Genomic DNA, 16,587 nt, shown 5'->3' on the forward strand with positions numbered 1-16,587 from the left:
GCCGACTTTATTCGAATGTCGCCAGCTGTTCACCCATTCTTAATGGCGTGGTCGCTTCGTATCGATCATCAAACTCAACATTTTTTGGTAATAAAAGCACCACCGTCGAACCAAGTTTGAAGCGTCCCATCTCTTCGCCTTTTTTCAGCTCAATGGCTTCCGGTGTCTTGTAATTCCAATGGCGAACGGTTTTTTTCTGCGGAGTAATCAGTCCAGACCAAACCGTTTCGATGCTGGCGACAATCATTGCGCCAACCAACACCATGACCATGGGGCCAATTGGCGTTTCAAATAAACAGCAAATCCGTTCGTTGCGCGCAAATAAACGCGGTACGTTTTCAGCGGTGGCTTGATTCACAGAAAATAAATCACCGGGTACGTGGCTCATAGAAATCAGCTTGCCATCTAAAGGCATGTGTACGCGGTGATAATCTTTGGGTGACAAATAAATGGTCGCGAATTTTCCTCGACTGAATAATGCCGCAGTCTCGTGATCACCGCCGAGTAATTCTCCCGTGGTAAATGATTGACCTTTGGCTTGGAAAATTCTGCCATTTTCAATATCGCCGAGCTGGCTAATAGCACCATCAGCGGGGCTGACAATATGATTGATGTCACTGGATATTTTACGAGCGCCGTCTTCAAGCTCGCGAGTAAAAAAGTCGTTAAAACAGCGGAATTCATCCGGTTTTTTTCGAAGCGATTCCGCCATATTAACGCCGTAGCTATTGATAAAGCGCTGGATAAGCCAATTTTTAATGGCCTTGTTTTCGGCTTCGGCGAGATTACCCACTAATCGTGAAAGAGCATGCTGGGGTACTAGGTATTGAAACGCGGTGAATAATTTATTTTTCATGGATTAAGGTAAGCTCGTCGAACCACTAAAATAGTTGCAGTAATCAATGATTGGAGCGCGGTTCGCGCTCCTCGAAATTTAAGATTCAATAGGCGTGTTTTCTAGGTTGCCCCACTCAGACCATGAGCCGTCGTAGGCGCGAATATCAAACCCTAACGACTTACCAACCAAGTAAGTAAATGCCGATCGATGATGGCTTTGACAGTGGGTTACGATGGTTTGGTTTTCATTAATACCAAGGTTCGCTAAATATTCTTTAGCGTCACTGCGAATTCGCAGACCATTTTCCTTATCCATCAAATCTGTCCATTCTGCATTGATCGCGCCGGGCATATGGCCTGCGCGAGCCGAACGTGCGTCTTCTCCGCTAAATTCTCTTGGGCTTCTTGCATCCCACACTTGGAAATGGTCTTGGTTTAAATGTGCAGTAATGAATTCAACGGTAGCTCGGGCATCGGTAATCGCGTCGATTTTATATTGCGATGGCGTTGGTCTGTTAATGTCGGTTTGCAGCGGTAAGCCATCGGCAACCCACGCGTGTAAACCACCATTGATGTAGGAATACTTATGATGACCAATAGCATCGAGTGTCCAAATTAATCGTCCGGCCCAGCCGCCGCCTTCATCGTCGTAGGTAACAACGTGAGTGTCTGGTGTTAAGCCAAGCGCAGAAAAAACCATCTCCAGATGTTCGATGGTTGGCAGTTTGGCCGCTGCAGGGGGTACTGGCATCAACAAGGTTTTAAAGGGTAAATAAATGGCGCCATTAACGTGGCCGTTTACATAGTTACCTTCACTGGATAAATCGATGATTAGCACCGAGCTTGAAGCGTTGTCTTGTTGCCATTGGTGAAATTCTTTCGGCTCAACAATCATGGGGAGAATGGAATTTGAACTCATGTCAGACCTTTATTAATTGTGAGTGACTGATAGAACAACTAATTAACTCGCCGACGACCTCGTCGGAGTACGAAAATCGTCATCAGTTGCGCTATTGAAATCGGTAATACTTTTGAAATCGCCAATGCCTATGAAACCGGCAATGCCTTTCTGTGTCTCTAAAAACTCAGGGATCAGCGGAGTTTTTTGTAATCATAACGTGCGGTTTACGACCTTATCACAAATTCTGTGGACCGATAATTTGCCGGTAACTGTCCATACGCTGCGAACTAATTTCACCGTTTTCGACGGCTTTTAATATGGCGCAGCCGGGTTCGTGTTCATGTTTACAGTCTCTGAACTTACAATGGCCGATAAACGGTCTTACCTCAATAAAACCTTCGAGCACCTGTTCGGGCTCCATGTGCCATAAACCAAATTCCCGAATTCCGGGTGAGTCAATTAAATCGCCACCGCCGGGAAAATGGAACAACTGCGCGGTTGTAGTGGTGTGAGTGCCTTTTTGACGAGCCTCAGATAGCTCACCCACACGCGCATTTACCTCTGGCAGCAGTTTATTCACCAATGATGATTTACCAACACCAGACTGTCCCACAAAAATACTGATGTGTCCCTGAAGTTGGGCAATTAACTCTTCAATGCCATCACCGGTCGCTTTTGAAACGGTTAAAACCTGATAACCAAGGTGCTTATAAGTTTCTGTGAGTTGAGTAATTTTTGCGCGATTATTACCGTCGATTCGATCACTTTTATTCAGTACCAAGCATACCGGAATATTTAACGCATAGGCTGCGACGAGGTAGCGATCTAAAAGGTTGGCAAAGGGTTCGGGATAGGGGGCAAATACCACAACAATCTGGTCGATATTGGCGGCGATGGTTTTTTCACGGCCATGGCTTTCGGGGCGATTTAATTCACTTCTGCGTGGCATTACCGCAACAATAACACCTAAACCGTGTTTAGGATGATAACGCCAAACCACACGATCTCCCGTTACCAGTGATCCTAGATTTGCGCGAAAATGGCAGCGAAAACGGTGTTGGCGTAATTCATCATTCACATCGACCACTTCGACCTGCATACCAAAATGCGCGGTTACCAGCCCTTCTTTCTCGGCCTCAAGCTCACCGTCGCTCAGCCATTTTTCGGCCTGTTCGGATTTTTTATTTGCTCGATCAATACGTTCTTGTTGAATTTTATCGATACGCCATGATTGGCGGCGATTTAGTCTGCGTTTGGCCATAAATTGACGATATTCCATCGCAAGCGTGCGCGTTACTTGCGTTTTTTAATTGCAAAATGCAGGGCTTTTCTGATCAAAAATCCCGTGCAACTGGTACTGCTGATACACTAAGGCAATACACCATAAAATACTGGTTTGAGGCCATTCTAGATTAAGGAGCACAAAATGACGATGAATGATAACAACCTCATTTGGATCGATTTAGAGATGACAGGTCTCGATCCTGACAATGATGTCATCATCGAAATCGCAACGATTGTAACGGATGCTCATTTGAATATCTTGGCTGAGGGGCCGGTTTTCGCGGTTTCGCAAGATAAAGCCATACTTGATGGCATGGATGAATGGAACACTCGCCAGCACGGGCAATCGGGTTTAACACAACGTGTACTCGAAAGCACCGTCGATGCCGAGCAAGCCGAGCAAGCAACCATAGAATTCTTGCAGCAGTGGGTTCCAGCCGGTAAATCACCGATTTGCGGCAACTCAATCTGCCAGGATCGTCGGTTTTTAGTGCGTGGTATGCCTAAGCTTGAACGCTATTTTCACTATCGCAATTTGGATGTGAGCACGTTAAAAGAGTTGGCTCGTCGCTGGGCGCCGGAAGTGCTGGCAGGTGTTAAAAAGCAAGGCGCGCATTTGGCCTTAGATGACATTAAGGATTCGATTGAAGAGCTAAAATATTATCGAGAACATTTCATTAAGCTCGACTAAATGTTGGTTTTGGCGCTGCTGAGGGAGCTTTAAAACAACCTTACAGTAACGCCAATATTTCAATGCCAATACTTAAAGGCCAGTACTGCAACGGTAATAGAATCTTTAAAAATCTGAACACGGCTTAATACATCTAGGAACCTCTGATTAACTCATCCATGATTTAATCAGAGGACAGAAATTGAAAATGCGATTTCCAATTTCTTCACAATTTCAATCACTTACCGTTCTTGAAATTGGCGACACATCCTTGTGTCGCGAGAAACTCCAGGTTAATCCGAGTTTCCTTTACTTAAATCAATACACCTGCGTAAATCATTCGCTTATCCCAAAAACGATTCTTTAATCGATGCGGGAATATTTTCAAATTCTCCATTTAACAGAATTAGCCAATCATCACCGACGCGACGCAAAGACACTACTTCCATTTCTTCGTATTTGATGCCATCGAATTCAATCTGGTGCCTAACCAAGACGTGAGTTAAATCGCTGGTTTCTTGAATTTCGCCAATTAATTGTGGTGCAGAAATATCTAAAGCTTCTTGCAGGCTCGGGTCGAGTGAAAAAACCGCATTCATAAAAGAGGCGAAGTATTCGCTATTAGACAGTTTACTGATGTTCTCGGCGGTTATTCCCGGACCATACAATGTTTGATAAAACTCCGATCGAATCTCTGGTGATAAACGTTCGGTAAAAGCCATCAACTCACGAAAATAGGCCAGATCATCAGGAAGTAGGTGGCTGGCTAGTGCCGTAAAATCTTGGCTGGAATAGGCTTGAAAATAGGCGCGCACACGCTGCTCCGGCGTCATGGCGAAGCTCAATTGCGCACAGCAGAGCAATAATATCCCAGTAGCGAGTTTTAGATATTTCATGAGTTATTCCCTTAAAGATATCGGTAAAATGGTGTTTTGATCATTTGCTAAGTAACAATAATTAGCGCCATTTATGATCTGGCACCCGTCGTTTGCGTTTTAGATTTTGTGTGTGTTGGTTAATGGCCCAAAGGACATGTTCTTGTACCAACTCTGATGGAAAATCCAATCGAGACTTTAACGCCTCTAAATTCTCTTCGCTGCGTTCGGCATTACCAAGACCAACGGCTAAATTTCTGAGCCAACGCTCGTAACCGATTCGACGAATTGCAGAGCCTTCGGTGCGTTTGTTAAATTCTTCTTCGGTCCACAAAAATAATTCCGCGAGACTCGCCCGGTCTAATTGATTGCGGGGTAAAAAATCCGGCTCGCGAGTGTAGTGAGCCAGTTTATTCCACGGACAAATCGCCTGACAGTCATCACAGCCGTAGACGCGATTGCCAATGGCCTGGCGAAATTCTTCGGGAATTGAGCCCTTATTTTCGATGGTTAAATACGAAATGCAACGGCGGGCATCCAATTGGTAAGGTGCGACAAAGGCGTCGGTGGGACAAACCTTTAAGCAGGCTTGGCAATCACCGCAATGATTTTTCACTTCGACGGTATCGAGAGGCAATTCTAGATTGGTAAATATTTCACCCAGAAAAAACCACGAACCTGCTTCTTTGTTGATGACCAGCGTATGCTTACCAATCCAGCCCAGGCCCGCTTTTTGCGCAATGGGACGCTCTAAAACCGGAGCGCTATCGACAAAGGCGCGTTGGTTGGCTTCAGTCAGCTGATGTTGTTGCGCATACAGGCGAATTTTGTCGGCAATATTCGCTAAACGCTTGCGAATTAGCTTGTGGTAGTCGCGACCCAAACTATAGCGAGACACATAAGCGGCGTTGGAGTCTTTCAATATTTTTATCTGTTCGGTGTTTTCAGGCAGATAGTTCATGCGCACCGAGATCACGCGCAGCGTTCCTGGTAGCAGCTCGCTCGGGTCTAATCGTTTCTCTAGATTTTCATTGAGCCAAAGCATATCGCCGTAAAAACCTTGCTTAAGCCAGCGCTTAAAACGTTCGCTCTCGGCGCTTAAATTAATGTCGCTGACGCCCATTTGCTGAAAGCCAGCTTCTCGCACCCAAAGGTTAATCTGATCTTTTAGTTTTAAAAGTTGATTTTGGGAATCAGAGGATTGGCAGGGCGCTTTGGTCATGATTGGGTCGCAATAAATTTATACGCGGTCAAAAAAGAAAGTTTTTCGTGGAATAAAAGCCAGTTTGCTACACTAGCGCGATTTTACCGAATTAAGTGAACAAGCATGTCTGACGTCGCCACTATAGCTATTTCCAACCGACTTTATCGCGCTGAACAAGTCCGTGAACTTGATCGACGCGCCATCCACGACGGTCAAATTCCCGGCCGAGTGCTTATGAAGCGTGCTGGTCGAGCGTGTTTCGAGATGATCAAAAGACGTTATCCACAGACTCAGTCTATCACGGTGTTTTGTGGCGGTGGCAACAATGGCGGAGACGGCTATGTTATTGCCGCGCTGGCTGCCCAAGAGAAAATGACGGTGCGACTTATTGCCGTTACCGATCCGGCCAAGCTGCAAGGCGATGCTGCCTTAGCTTACCAATACGCGTTGCAAGAATCGGTAGTGGTAGAAGCTTTTGGCGAGCACCAAGATATCACCGGCGACGTGCTTGTGGATGCATTACTTGGTACCGGTCTTCATGGTGTCGTGAACGACCAATTCGCCGCAGCCATTTCATTTATAAACGCTACTTCACAACCGGTAGTGGCGGTGGATATTCCCTCGGGCTTATGTGCAGATACCGGTGCGGTTTTAGGTTGCGCCGTTAAAGCTCAGGCCACAGCCACATTTATCGGGCAAAAATTAGGTTTGTACACAGGTTTTGGTCCTGCACATGCCGGTGCTTGCGAGTTTTTTAGCTTAAATGTTCCAGAAGAATACTACTCTGACTTAACACCGGTGGCGTTGTGCTTAAAAATTGAAAACCTTGTCTCCCAAGTACCAGATCGAGCTGTTGATAGTTACAAAACTCAACACGGTAAAACCTTAATTGTTGGTGGTAGCGAAGGTTTTGGCGGTGCGGCGTTGCTGGCATCCGAAGCTTGTGCGCGCTTGGGTTCAGGATTAACCGTATTAGCAACAGCGCCTGCTCATGTGGTAGCGGCTTTGGTGAAAAGTCCTGAGGTTATGGTGCGAGGCATCACTGATACCCATGAACTTAAGCCGCTTTTAAAGTCTGCGACCACGGTTGCTATCGGCCCCGGTTTAGGCCAAGAGGCATGGGGACAACAATTTCTACAGCAGGTTTTAGGAGCCTCTATACCCGCAGTTTTTGATGCGGATGCACTTAATCTTTTAGCGAAGAAATCTTTCGTAAAACTCTACCGGGAAAAACGCCTCAACCAGAGCACCAATATCTTAACCCCGCATCCCGGCGAAGCTGCGCGTTTGCTCGATAAAACCATCGCAGAAGTTCAAAGCGATCGGGTTGCGGCGGCATGCGCCTTGGCAGAAAAGTATTCGGCTTGGGTGGTGTTGAAAGGTGCCGGAACTGTCATCGCGTCACCGGAGCAAGAAGTATTTCTGTGCCCGTACGGAAATCCGGGCATGGCCAGTGGTGGCATGGGCGATGTTTTAACTGGCGTTCTGGCAGCGTTGATTGCTCAGGGAATTGAAACCGGACTCGCTGTGAAGTTGGCGGTGTGCTTACATTCAAAAGCGGCGGATCAATTAGCGCAGCAATACGGCGCAAGGGGCTTATTGGCCGGTGATGTGATTGCAACTGCGCGCGCGTTGTTTAACGGAGTGGCAGATGAATACCGAGTGTAAATGTTTGGTTCAGCTGCCAGATGCGGCCGCGACCGAAGCTTTCGCCAACTCAGTCGCGCAGATATGTCAGCAATTGATGATTGGCCAAAACCGTTGCCTGACGATCTATTTGCAAGGTGATCTAGGTGCTGGCAAGACGACTTTTTCTAGAGGTTTTATCCAATCATTAGGCCATACAGGCTCTGTTAAGAGTCCAACCTATACGTTAGTCGAGCCCTACGAACAGCTCGACCCAAAGGTGTATCACTTTGATTTGTATCGCTTGAGCGATGGCGAGGAGCTGGAATTTATTGGTATTCGAGATTATATCGAGGGGCGAGCCATGCTTTTGGTGGAATGGCCTTCAAGAGGTGAGGGTTATATTCCCAAGCCAGATTTAGTCATTGAGATCACTGTGAATGCAGATACACAGCCACCATCTCGCTGTGCGTCTTTAACATCGTTCGGTGATTTTGGTGGTGAGCTTTTGCGAGCTTTAAATCTCGGCAAATAACGTATCTTGTTTCGCAATTTAGATTTTATGGTAAGGGTAGGCGAAACATAAATAGTGGTGTGGGTAGAAAATCTTCGATAAAAAGGATGAAATAACAACATCTAGCCGATTTTTTAGTCGTTAAATTTGCGAATTCGACAAAAAACTTTCACACTAATAAGAGTACTAAATAAAAGTACTAAATAAGAGTATTAGCACAGTTGTAAAATGTGTGTGATGCATTTGTTTTTTAAAATGTTTTTTCAAAAACTATTTGAATAAATTGAAAGTACACGCGGTATTGGTATTGCGTAAGCGAATCGATTCACTTTAAAACGACCCAACACAAAAGCGCGAAAATAAAGTATGTTGCTGCGACAACGAAACTCGACAATAAAGCTCCATTTTCTCCGATTCGTAGCTATTTTCGGGTTGCTGCTGTTATGCGCCAGTGAGACCTTTGCCAAGGTTCAAATCGATAGTGTTCGGCTCTGGCGAGCTCCCGACAGCACGCGTTTGGTATTAGACCTTAGTGAACCTGTTGATCATCGCCTGTTTACCCTTCAGTCTCCTGACCGTATCGTAATCGATTTATCAAATGCCGAATTAAATACAGATTTTAGTGATTTGGCTTTGGGTAATACACCCATAAAAACCGTGCGCTCAGCGTCGCGCGATGGCAAAGATTTACGCATTGTTTTAGATCTTGCCGCCGAGGTTACACCCCGCAGTTTTACGCTTGCTCGACAAACCGGAAAAGCCGATCGTTTGGTAATCGATCTTTTTGATACTGTGACTCCTACCGTAAAAACCGCCGAGTCAGTAGTGACCGAGCAACAGCGCGATATTTTAATTGCCATTGATGCCGGTCACGGTGGTGAAGATCCAGGAGCAATTGGTCACGGCGGTTTGCTTGAAAAGCATGTAGTGCTGGATATAGCCAAGGAACTGGCGAAATTAATTGATGAAGAACCCGGTTTTCGTGCCGAGTTGGTTCGCACCGGTGATTACTATATTCCTCTGTTGAAAAGACGCGATTACGGCCGTGAAAAACGCGCCGATTTATTTGTTTCTATTCACGCGGATGCTTTTACGAAAGCGCAAGCCAATGGTGCTTCGGTATTTGCACTGTCGCAACGCGGTGCAACCTCAGAAACCGCTCGCTTTCTAGCCCAGCAAGAAAACGAAGCCGATTTAATTGGTGGTGTCACCAGTGTTAATTTGGAAGACAAAAGCCCCGATGTGCAAAGCGTGCTTGTTGATTTGTTTATGAAAGCGACTCTGACCTCAAGCTTAGAAGTCGGCCACGATGTATTGCATTCTATGGGTAAGGTCGCTCGATTGCATAAATCGAGTGTCGAGCAGGCGGGTTTCGCAGTGTTGAAATCACCCGATGTGCCTTCCATCTTGGTTGAAACCGGTTTTATTTCAAACCCCAAAGAAGCCAAAAATTTGGGCAGTAAAAATTATCGCCGAAAAATGGCAAAGCAGATTTTTACGGGTTTGAAAACCTATTTTGAGCGCACGCCACCGGCGGGTACCTATGTCGCTTACAAAAAGGCTGGCATCGAAAGAGAGTATGTCATTGCAAGTGGTGATACACTTTCAACCATTGCGCGTAAGCACAACACCAGTGTTTCGGCGATTCGTCAACACAACGGATTGCGCAATGACACCATTCGCGTTGGTCAACGATTAAAAATTCCGTCTACATAATTCATGAATAAAATTCGCTTACTGTCACCGCGCCTAGCCAACCAAATTGCTGCCGGTGAAGTTGTCGAGCGCCCTGCCTCTGTTATAAAAGAACTCCTTGAAAACAGTCTTGATGCTGGTGCAAAGCAATTACAAATTGATATCGAACAAGGCGGCGTAAAGCTCTTGCGAGTTCGTGACGACGGTTGTGGAATCGACAAAGAAGACCTACCACTCGCCTTAAGTCGCCACGCAACCAGTAAAATTTATCACCTCGACGATTTGGAAGCTGTCGCGAGCTTGGGATTTCGTGGCGAGGCATTGGCGTCGATCAGCTCTGTCGCGCGATTAACCCTGACAAGCAACACGGGAGAACAGTCGGGCTGGCAGGCAAAAACCGAAGGTCGCGATATGGAGGCCGAGATATCTCCGGCACCACATCCGCAAGGGACATCGGTAGAAGTCAGAGATTTATTCTTTAATACGCCCGCACGACGTAAGTTTTTACGCACCGAAAAAACCGAATTTAATCGCATCGAAGACATTGTAAAAACCTTAGCTTTGTCTAGATTCGATGTTGGATTTCATTTACGTCATAACAACCGTTTGATTCACTCCTGGCGACCTGCATTAAGTGGCGCCGAGCGCGAGCGGCGAGTGGCGCAAATTTGCAGCTCTGCCTTTATGGAGCAGGCCGTTCAAATCGATATGGAACGAGCTGGGTTGAAGCTTTGGGGGTGGGTGGCATTACCAAACTTCTCGCGCAGCCAAGCGGATCTGCAATATTTTTATGTGAATGGTCGCGCCATTAAAGACAAGTTGGTTTCTCACGCGGTAAGACAAGCTTATCAAGATGTTCTTTACCACGGGCGTCATCCGGCATTTGTATTATTTTTGGAGTTAGATCCTGCCAATGTTGATGTAAATGTGCATCCAACCAAGCACGAAGTTCGATTTCGCGATGGCAGAACAGTCCATAATTTTTTATACAGCAGTTTGCACCATGCTTTGGCAGAGGTTCGCCCGGAACATCGCTTACAGCAATCATCGGAATCCACTAATGGCGCCGACGAGCCAGCGGTGATTCAAGACGGCAGTTTTGCAGGGCAGAACTATTTGTCCTTAACGTCCCAGCGCGAGCCTGTTCAGCCGAGAAGTTTAGGCTTTTCGGATACATCGGCCGATGACAAATCGGTTGTGCGCTCCTTGTTTTCGCCAAATTTAAGTTCTCATAGTTCGCATTTTAATCGCAGCGACAGCAAGTCTTCTGTCGAAGAAAAAATCGCGGCTTACGGAAGTTTGGCAACATCTTCCGATAATCAAAGTTCTACCGGTGCTATAAATCATTCGCTCGAAACCGCGAGTGACGAACTGGTTCCGCCGTTGGGTTACGCGATTGCACAACTAAAAGGTATTTATATTCTTGCCGAAAATGCGCAAGGTTTGATCGTCGTTGATATGCATGCGGCCCACGAGCGAATTACCTACGAGCGAATGAAAGCCGCGTTGGATCAGCAAGAAAACGGTATTCAGGCACAACCTTTGTTGGTTCCTACTTCCATTGCTGTAAGTGATCGAGAAGCCGAAATTGCAGAGTCGAATCCCGAAATATTTTCTAAGCTCGGATTTGACATTCAGCGCGCAGGGCCGGAAACACTTTTAATTCGTCAGGTGCCGGTGCTGTTACAAAGAGCTAACGTAGAGCAGCTGGTAAGAGATGTTTTGGCTGATTTAAAAACCTACGGTGACAGTCAACGTATTCGCGAACATATTAACGAGATTTTAGGAACCATGGCTTGCCATGGCTCGGTGCGCGCCAATCGGAAATTAACCATTGCCGAAATGAATGCCCTTCTGCGCGATATGGAAATTACCGAGCGCAGTGGGCAGTGTAATCATGGCCGACCAACCTGGACGCAAATGAGCTTGTCCGAGCTCGATAAATTATTTTTGCGCGGCCAATAATTTATGTCGAACGATTTTCAACTTGCCCCAAACACGCTGATATTTTTAATGGGGCCAACCGCTTCTGGAAAAACTTCCTTAGCCATTAATTTAGCGCGTTATTTTCCGATCGAAATTATCAGTGTCGATTCGGCTCTTGTTTATCGTGGCCTAGATATCGGTTCTGCAAAACCCACAAAAGAAGAGCGAGAGGCAGTGCCTCACCACTTAATCGATATATGCGATCCGTCGGAATCTTTTAGTGCAGCAGATTTTTGTGACCAAGTCCAAAAAACTGTGGTAGAAATAACCGGGCGTGGAAAAATACCCGTGCTTGCCGGTGGCACTATGATGTATTTTCGAGCGTTCCTTGATGGTTTAGCGCAAATGCCTGAGGCAGATGAACAGATTCGTGCGCAAATAGAGTCAGTTGCTCAGGAATTAGGTTGGACGGAAATTCACAGGCGACTTGCAGAAGTTGATCCGCAAACAGCCGCTGAAATTCATCCCAATCATTCGCAGCGATTAAGCCGAGCTTACGAGGTGTATTTAAGTTCGGGAAAAACCATGTCACAGCTTCGGGCCGTGCAACCTAAAGAGAATTCTTTTCTACTAAATTATCAAATTATTCAATTGGCTATTTGTCCTAAACAACGGGCAACATTGCATCAGCGAATTGAACAGCGGCTTCGACAAATGGTTGCTCACGGATTTGTTGAAGAAGTGGAAAAACTGTTTCGTCGTGGCGATCTAAATGAAAAACTTCCAGCCATCAGAGCAGTAGGTTATCGGCAATTTTGGAACTACTGCGCCGGCGAGTGTTCTCTAGATGATGCTACTGAGAAAGCCATAATTGCTACTCGCCAATTGGCGAAGCGGCAATTGACTTGGCTACGTGGATGGAAAGACCCGCTATACTGGCTTTATACACAAGAAGAGAGTGGCGAAAACTTAAATGATGAACAAATTCTCTTTAAAGCCTTGAGAATTTTAGATCAGTTCGCCATATAATGGCATAGTGATACCGTGCCGGTTGCAACCTTAGTAACCAATTTGTATTAACACCAAGGTAATTATCGCGAATCGCTCTTGATATCTTGGTTGCTTAAATTGGCTACATTTATTGATTACTTTTTAGGAGAATAATTATGTCAAAAGGGCATAGCCTACAAGACCCTTATCTCAACGTTTTGCGAAAAGAGCGTATTCCAGTTTCAATTTACCTTGTCAACGGCATCAAACTTCAAGGCCAAGTTGAGTCTTTCGATCAATTTGTTGTGTTGTTAAAAAACACCGTTAGCCAAATGGTCTACAAACACGCAATTTCTACTATTGTTCCTTCTCGCGCTGTTCGAGTGCCAATGTTGAACCCAACTGGCGCTGAAGGTGCTGAGATCGAAGAAACTTAAAAACATTTGCTGCATTTGCAGTTAGATTCTCTTAGAGGTTTTCACTTCTTTGTTTTTTGAACGTCCTAAATCAGGTGAATTAGCGGTTCTGGTTCACCTGCAACTCCATCATCACGACGAATCCAACGATCCCCGCGAATTTGAAGAACTTGCGCTATCCGCTGGTGCTGATCCTTTGACGTTAATTACTGGTACTCGCGACAGTCCAGATCCCCGCTATTATATGGGTTCTGGAAAACTGGAAGAGCTGGCCGAGATTGTTTCTAGCAACAACGTTGAGTTAGTTATTTTCAACCATTCGTTGTCGCCAAGCCAAGAACGCAATCTTGAAAAGGTTCTCGAATGTCGAGTACTCGATAGAACCGGCTTAATATTAGACATCTTCGCTCAGCGTGCTCGCACCCACGAAGGTAAATTACAAGTTGAGCTAGCTCAGCTTGAACACATGTCGACCCGGCTGATTCGAGGTTGGACGCACCTTGAGCGACAAAAGGGTGGTATCGGTCTTCGCGGCCCTGGTGAAACTCAGCTCGAAACTGATCGACGTTTACTGCGCGCACGTATCAAAGCCATTAAGGCTCGTTTAGAAAAGGTAAGAAAAACTCGTGAGCACGGACGTAGAGCGCGTTTACGCAACAGCGTTCCTACCGTTTCATTAGTAGGTTATACCAACGCGGGTAAATCGACGTTGTTTAACCGTCTCACCAACTCTGACGTTTATGCAAAAGATCAGCTATTCGCAACACTTGATCCAACCATGCGACGTCTTGAACTTGCTGATGTGGGTTTATGTGTGTTGGCCGACACTGTGGGTTTTATCAGTAATTTGCCGCACCGGTTAGTAGAAGCTTTTCGAGCTACCCTAGAAGAAGCAGCAAATGCTGATTTATTACTGCATGTCATAGATGCTGCCGATCCTGAGCGTGAGCGCAATATTGCTGAAGTGCACAGTGTTCTCGCCGAAATTGGTGCTAATGAAGTACCCTGTATTAAGGTTTATAACAAAATCGATTTAATGGAAAACGCGATTGCTCGCGTTGACCGTGACGATTTGGGCGTGCCGGTTGCGGTTTGGCTATCTGCCCAGACCGGTGAAGGGGCAAATTTGCTGGAGCAGGTACTGTCCGAACGCCTAGCAACCGATTTGATCGATGGCACTCTGTGTTTGACACCCATGCAAGCCTCGCTCAGATCCAAACTCTATGAGCAACACGCTGTGATCAGTGAAAATTTTTCTGAAAATGGCGGAAGCGAAGTGCATTTGCGTATTCCTAAACCTGACTTAATGCGGCTTCTGAGTCAAAGTAACTGTAATTGGGCTGAATTACGCTGGGCAAATTAGGTGTTTGAAAGTCTTAAATACCTCTAAAGAAGGTAAATGCATTCACATTGTAGGGCATGAAGTTTAAATCAAAGTAATTGCCTTGCTAAAATGGCTGAGCATGATGCTAAGACACTGTGCTTGCATGACGACAATAAAAAGTTTTACATAAGTGTCGCTTTAAAAAATAACGGAGAGCTCATATGGCCTGGAACGAACCGGGTGGGAATAACCAAGACCCTTGGGGTGGCAAGCGCGGTGGTGACGGACCGCCCGACTTGGATGAAGCCCTGAAAAAATTTCAGGAAAAACTCAATGGAGTTTTTGGAGGCAAAAAATCAGGCTCTGGAAATGGTGGTGGCGCAAGTCTACCGAAAATTCCAGTCGCTTTGATCATCGTTATCGCCATTTTGGTTTATGCCGCAGGCGGTATTTATCAGGTTAACGAACAAGAAAAAGCCGTTATCTTACGATTTGGCGTATTTCATGATACCAAAGGCCCTGGTCTTCGCTGGAATCCACCGTTAGTTGATGAGGTTACCCTGATCAACGTTACTCGAAAGCGCTTCCATGAAAGCAAAGGCTCAATGTTGACCGAAGATTTAAATATCGTCGACATTAATCTTTCTGTTCAATATGTAATCAATGACGCACGCGACTTTGTATTAAATGTCCGTGACCCTGAATTAAGCTTAAAGCAAGCGACTGAATCTGCATTGCGCCATGTGGTGGGTTCGAGCGTGATGCATGAAGTGCTTACAGAAGGTCGTGAAGCCATCGCCGTTGATGTTCAAGCTCGCCTACAGCAATACCTTGATGCTTACACCACGGGTATTTTGGTGGATAAGGTCAACGTCGAAGAATCATCACCCCCTAAAGAAGTTCAAGCCGCGTTTGATGACGTAAACCGCGCTCGTGAAGACGAGGAGCGTTTGAAAAACGAAGCCAAGGCTTATGCTAACGATATTATTCCAAAGGCTCGTGGTCGCGCACAACGCACCATTGAAGAAGCTAATGCCTATAAAGAGCGTATTGTTGCAGTGGCTGAAGGTGAGGCTACGCGCTTTAAAAACCTTTTGACCGAGTACGTCAAAGCTCCAGAAGTTACGCGCGAACGTCTTTACATCGAATCTATTCAAGAGGTTTTATCAAATACCTCTAAGGTTCTTGTTGATGTTGATGGTGGTAATAACATGATGTATTTACCACTCGATAAGATCATTGATCAATCGAAGTCAAACGTAAATCGTACACAGCAAATATCTCCTGACGTTATTCGACAAATTCGAGACAGCGTTATGGACGAAGTTCGTCGAGAAAATCTAAACAACCGTACAACTCGAGGAGGTCGATAATGAGCCCGAAAAGTCTCTTGACCTTAGTCGTCATTTTTATTGTAGGGTTGTTGTCTATTAACAGCGTTTACATCATCAAAGAAACCGAAAGAGCCGTATTACTGCGCTTTGGTGCTCTTGAAAGTACAGACTTAAAACCCGGTTTGCATTTCAAGATTCCACTGGCCGATCAGGTTCGTAAGTTTGATGCTCGTGTTCTTACCTTTGACGCTCGTCCAGAACGTTTCTTGACCATTGAGAAGAAAGGTATGGTCGTTGATTCTTTTGCTAAGTGGCGCATACGCGATGTAAGTGTTTACTACACATCCACCAATGGTGATGAAAGCCGTGCCGAAACTCTACTGTCTCAACGTATTAACGAAGGTTTACGTAACCAAATCGCACAACGAAGTTTGTTAGAGGTGGTTTCTGGTGAACGCGATCAATTGATGAATGATCTAACGACTGCTCTAAACGAGTTTACGACCACCAGTTTGGGTATCGAAATCGTTGATGTTCGCGTTAAGCGTATCGAACTACCTGAAGACGTGAGCGAATCGGTATTCCGTCGTATGACTTCCGAGCGTGAGCGCGAAGCTCGTGAGCATCGTGCTGTGGGTAACGAGCAGGCTGAGTTCATTAAGGCAGACGCGGATCGCCAGCAGGCGGTTATTGAAGCAGAAGCGTATCGTGCGGCGGAATATCTTCGCGGTGAAGGTGATGCGAGCGCTGCGGCTATTTACGCTGAAGCCTACAACCAAGATCCAGAGTTTTACAGTTTCCTAAGAAGTCTTAATGCCTATAAAGAAACCTTTAAGAATGGCGGTGACTTATTGATTGTTGATCCCGAAAGCGAGTTCTTTCGTTATCTAAACAATCCAAAAGGATCAGATAAAAACTAAACAAACCTCGTTTTTACGTGGTAAAATCTGACAAACCGGGTGCGCAGCCCGGTTTTTTTGTGTCTGCACGT

15 protein-coding genes are annotated in these 16,587 nt (G+C 45.8%); 10 read left to right on the forward strand and 5 right to left on the reverse strand.

The window, feature by feature from the left end:
- Positions 1-7: 7 nt before the first annotated feature.
- The 3 genes from asd to rsgA form a co-directional block, all read right to left on the reverse strand.
- On the reverse strand, positions 8-856 hold the full coding sequence (gene asd / locus ACYQ28_RS00990; protein ID WP_460047427.1) for an archaetidylserine decarboxylase: 849 nt from the start codon (positions 854-856) through the stop codon (positions 8-10).
- Positions 857-934: 78 nt separating this feature from the next.
- Positions 935-1,756 (reverse strand): sulfurtransferase, encoded by an 822-nt coding sequence (locus ACYQ28_RS00995; RefSeq protein ID WP_460047428.1) that lies wholly within the window; start codon positions 1,754-1,756, stop codon positions 935-937.
- A gap of 217 nt (positions 1,757-1,973) precedes the next feature.
- A complete protein-coding gene (gene rsgA / locus ACYQ28_RS01000) occupies positions 1,974-2,999 on the reverse strand; it encodes a small ribosomal subunit biogenesis GTPase RsgA (RefSeq protein WP_460047429.1) in 1,026 nt (341 codons plus the stop codon).
- 165 nt (positions 3,000-3,164) lie between these two features.
- Here rsgA and orn point away from each other — a divergent pair, with 165 nt between their 5' ends.
- Entirely contained in the window at positions 3,165-3,713 is a 549-nt protein-coding gene (gene orn / locus ACYQ28_RS01005; protein WP_460047431.1) for an oligoribonuclease, read from the forward strand.
- 323 nt (positions 3,714-4,036) lie between these two features.
- Here the strand turns inward: orn and ACYQ28_RS01010 are convergent, their stop codons facing one another.
- Together ACYQ28_RS01010 and queG are read right to left on the reverse strand one after the other, a co-directional pair.
- On the reverse strand, positions 4,037-4,588 hold the full coding sequence (locus ACYQ28_RS01010; protein WP_460047433.1) for a hypothetical protein: 552 nt from the start codon (positions 4,586-4,588) through the stop codon (positions 4,037-4,039).
- A 61-nt stretch (positions 4,589-4,649) separates the two neighbouring features.
- Entirely contained in the window at positions 4,650-5,789 is a 1,140-nt protein-coding gene (gene queG, locus ACYQ28_RS01015) for a tRNA epoxyqueuosine(34) reductase QueG (RefSeq protein ID WP_460047434.1), read from the reverse strand.
- Positions 5,790-5,894: 105 nt separating this feature from the next.
- Between queG and ACYQ28_RS01020 the strand changes: the two genes are divergently transcribed.
- The 9 genes from ACYQ28_RS01020 (at position 5,895) to hflC (ending at position 16,516) form a co-directional block, all read left to right on the forward strand.
- Positions 5,895-7,439: an NAD(P)H-hydrate dehydratase gene (locus tag ACYQ28_RS01020; RefSeq protein ID WP_460047436.1), complete on the forward strand. Its 1,545-nt coding sequence runs from the start codon at positions 5,895-5,897 to the stop codon at positions 7,437-7,439.
- Positions 7,423-7,932, forward strand: coding sequence for a tRNA (adenosine(37)-N6)-threonylcarbamoyltransferase complex ATPase subunit type 1 TsaE (gene tsaE / locus ACYQ28_RS01025; protein ID WP_460047437.1), 510 nt, complete (start codon positions 7,423-7,425; stop codon positions 7,930-7,932). The genes ACYQ28_RS01020 and tsaE overlap by 17 nt, the downstream gene beginning before the upstream one ends.
- Positions 7,933-8,277: 345 nt before the next feature.
- Complete coding sequence (locus tag ACYQ28_RS01030; protein ID WP_460047439.1) at positions 8,278-9,627, forward strand: N-acetylmuramoyl-L-alanine amidase; 1,350 nt, start codon at positions 8,278-8,280, stop codon at positions 9,625-9,627.
- Between the two features lie 3 nt (positions 9,628-9,630).
- A complete protein-coding gene (mutL, locus tag ACYQ28_RS01035; RefSeq protein ID WP_460047440.1) occupies positions 9,631-11,571 on the forward strand; it encodes a DNA mismatch repair endonuclease MutL in 1,941 nt (646 codons plus the stop codon).
- A 3-nt stretch (positions 11,572-11,574) separates the two neighbouring features.
- Positions 11,575-12,561, forward strand: coding sequence for a tRNA (adenosine(37)-N6)-dimethylallyltransferase MiaA (miaA, locus tag ACYQ28_RS01040; RefSeq protein WP_460047441.1), 987 nt, complete (start codon positions 11,575-11,577; stop codon positions 12,559-12,561).
- A gap of 137 nt (positions 12,562-12,698) precedes the next feature.
- Positions 12,699-12,959, forward strand: a complete 261-nt coding sequence (gene hfq, locus ACYQ28_RS01045; RefSeq protein ID WP_460047443.1) for an RNA chaperone Hfq — start codon at positions 12,699-12,701, stop codon at positions 12,957-12,959.
- A gap of 49 nt (positions 12,960-13,008) precedes the next feature.
- Positions 13,009-14,301, forward strand: coding sequence for a ribosome rescue GTPase HflX (gene hflX / locus ACYQ28_RS01050; RefSeq protein WP_460047444.1), 1,293 nt, complete (start codon positions 13,009-13,011; stop codon positions 14,299-14,301).
- 182 nt (positions 14,302-14,483) lie between these two features.
- The gene (hflK, locus tag ACYQ28_RS01055) at positions 14,484-15,635 is read left to right on the forward strand and encodes an FtsH protease activity modulator HflK (protein ID WP_460047445.1); all 1,152 of its coding nucleotides are present in this window, start codon (positions 14,484-14,486) and stop codon (positions 15,633-15,635) included.
- Positions 15,635-16,516: a protease modulator HflC gene (hflC, locus tag ACYQ28_RS01060; RefSeq protein ID WP_460047446.1), complete on the forward strand. Its 882-nt coding sequence runs from the start codon at positions 15,635-15,637 to the stop codon at positions 16,514-16,516. The genes hflK and hflC overlap by 1 nt, the downstream gene beginning before the upstream one ends.
- Positions 16,517-16,587 lie beyond the last annotated feature (71 nt).

Source organism: Sessilibacter sp. MAH1 (genome assembly GCF_054658315.1).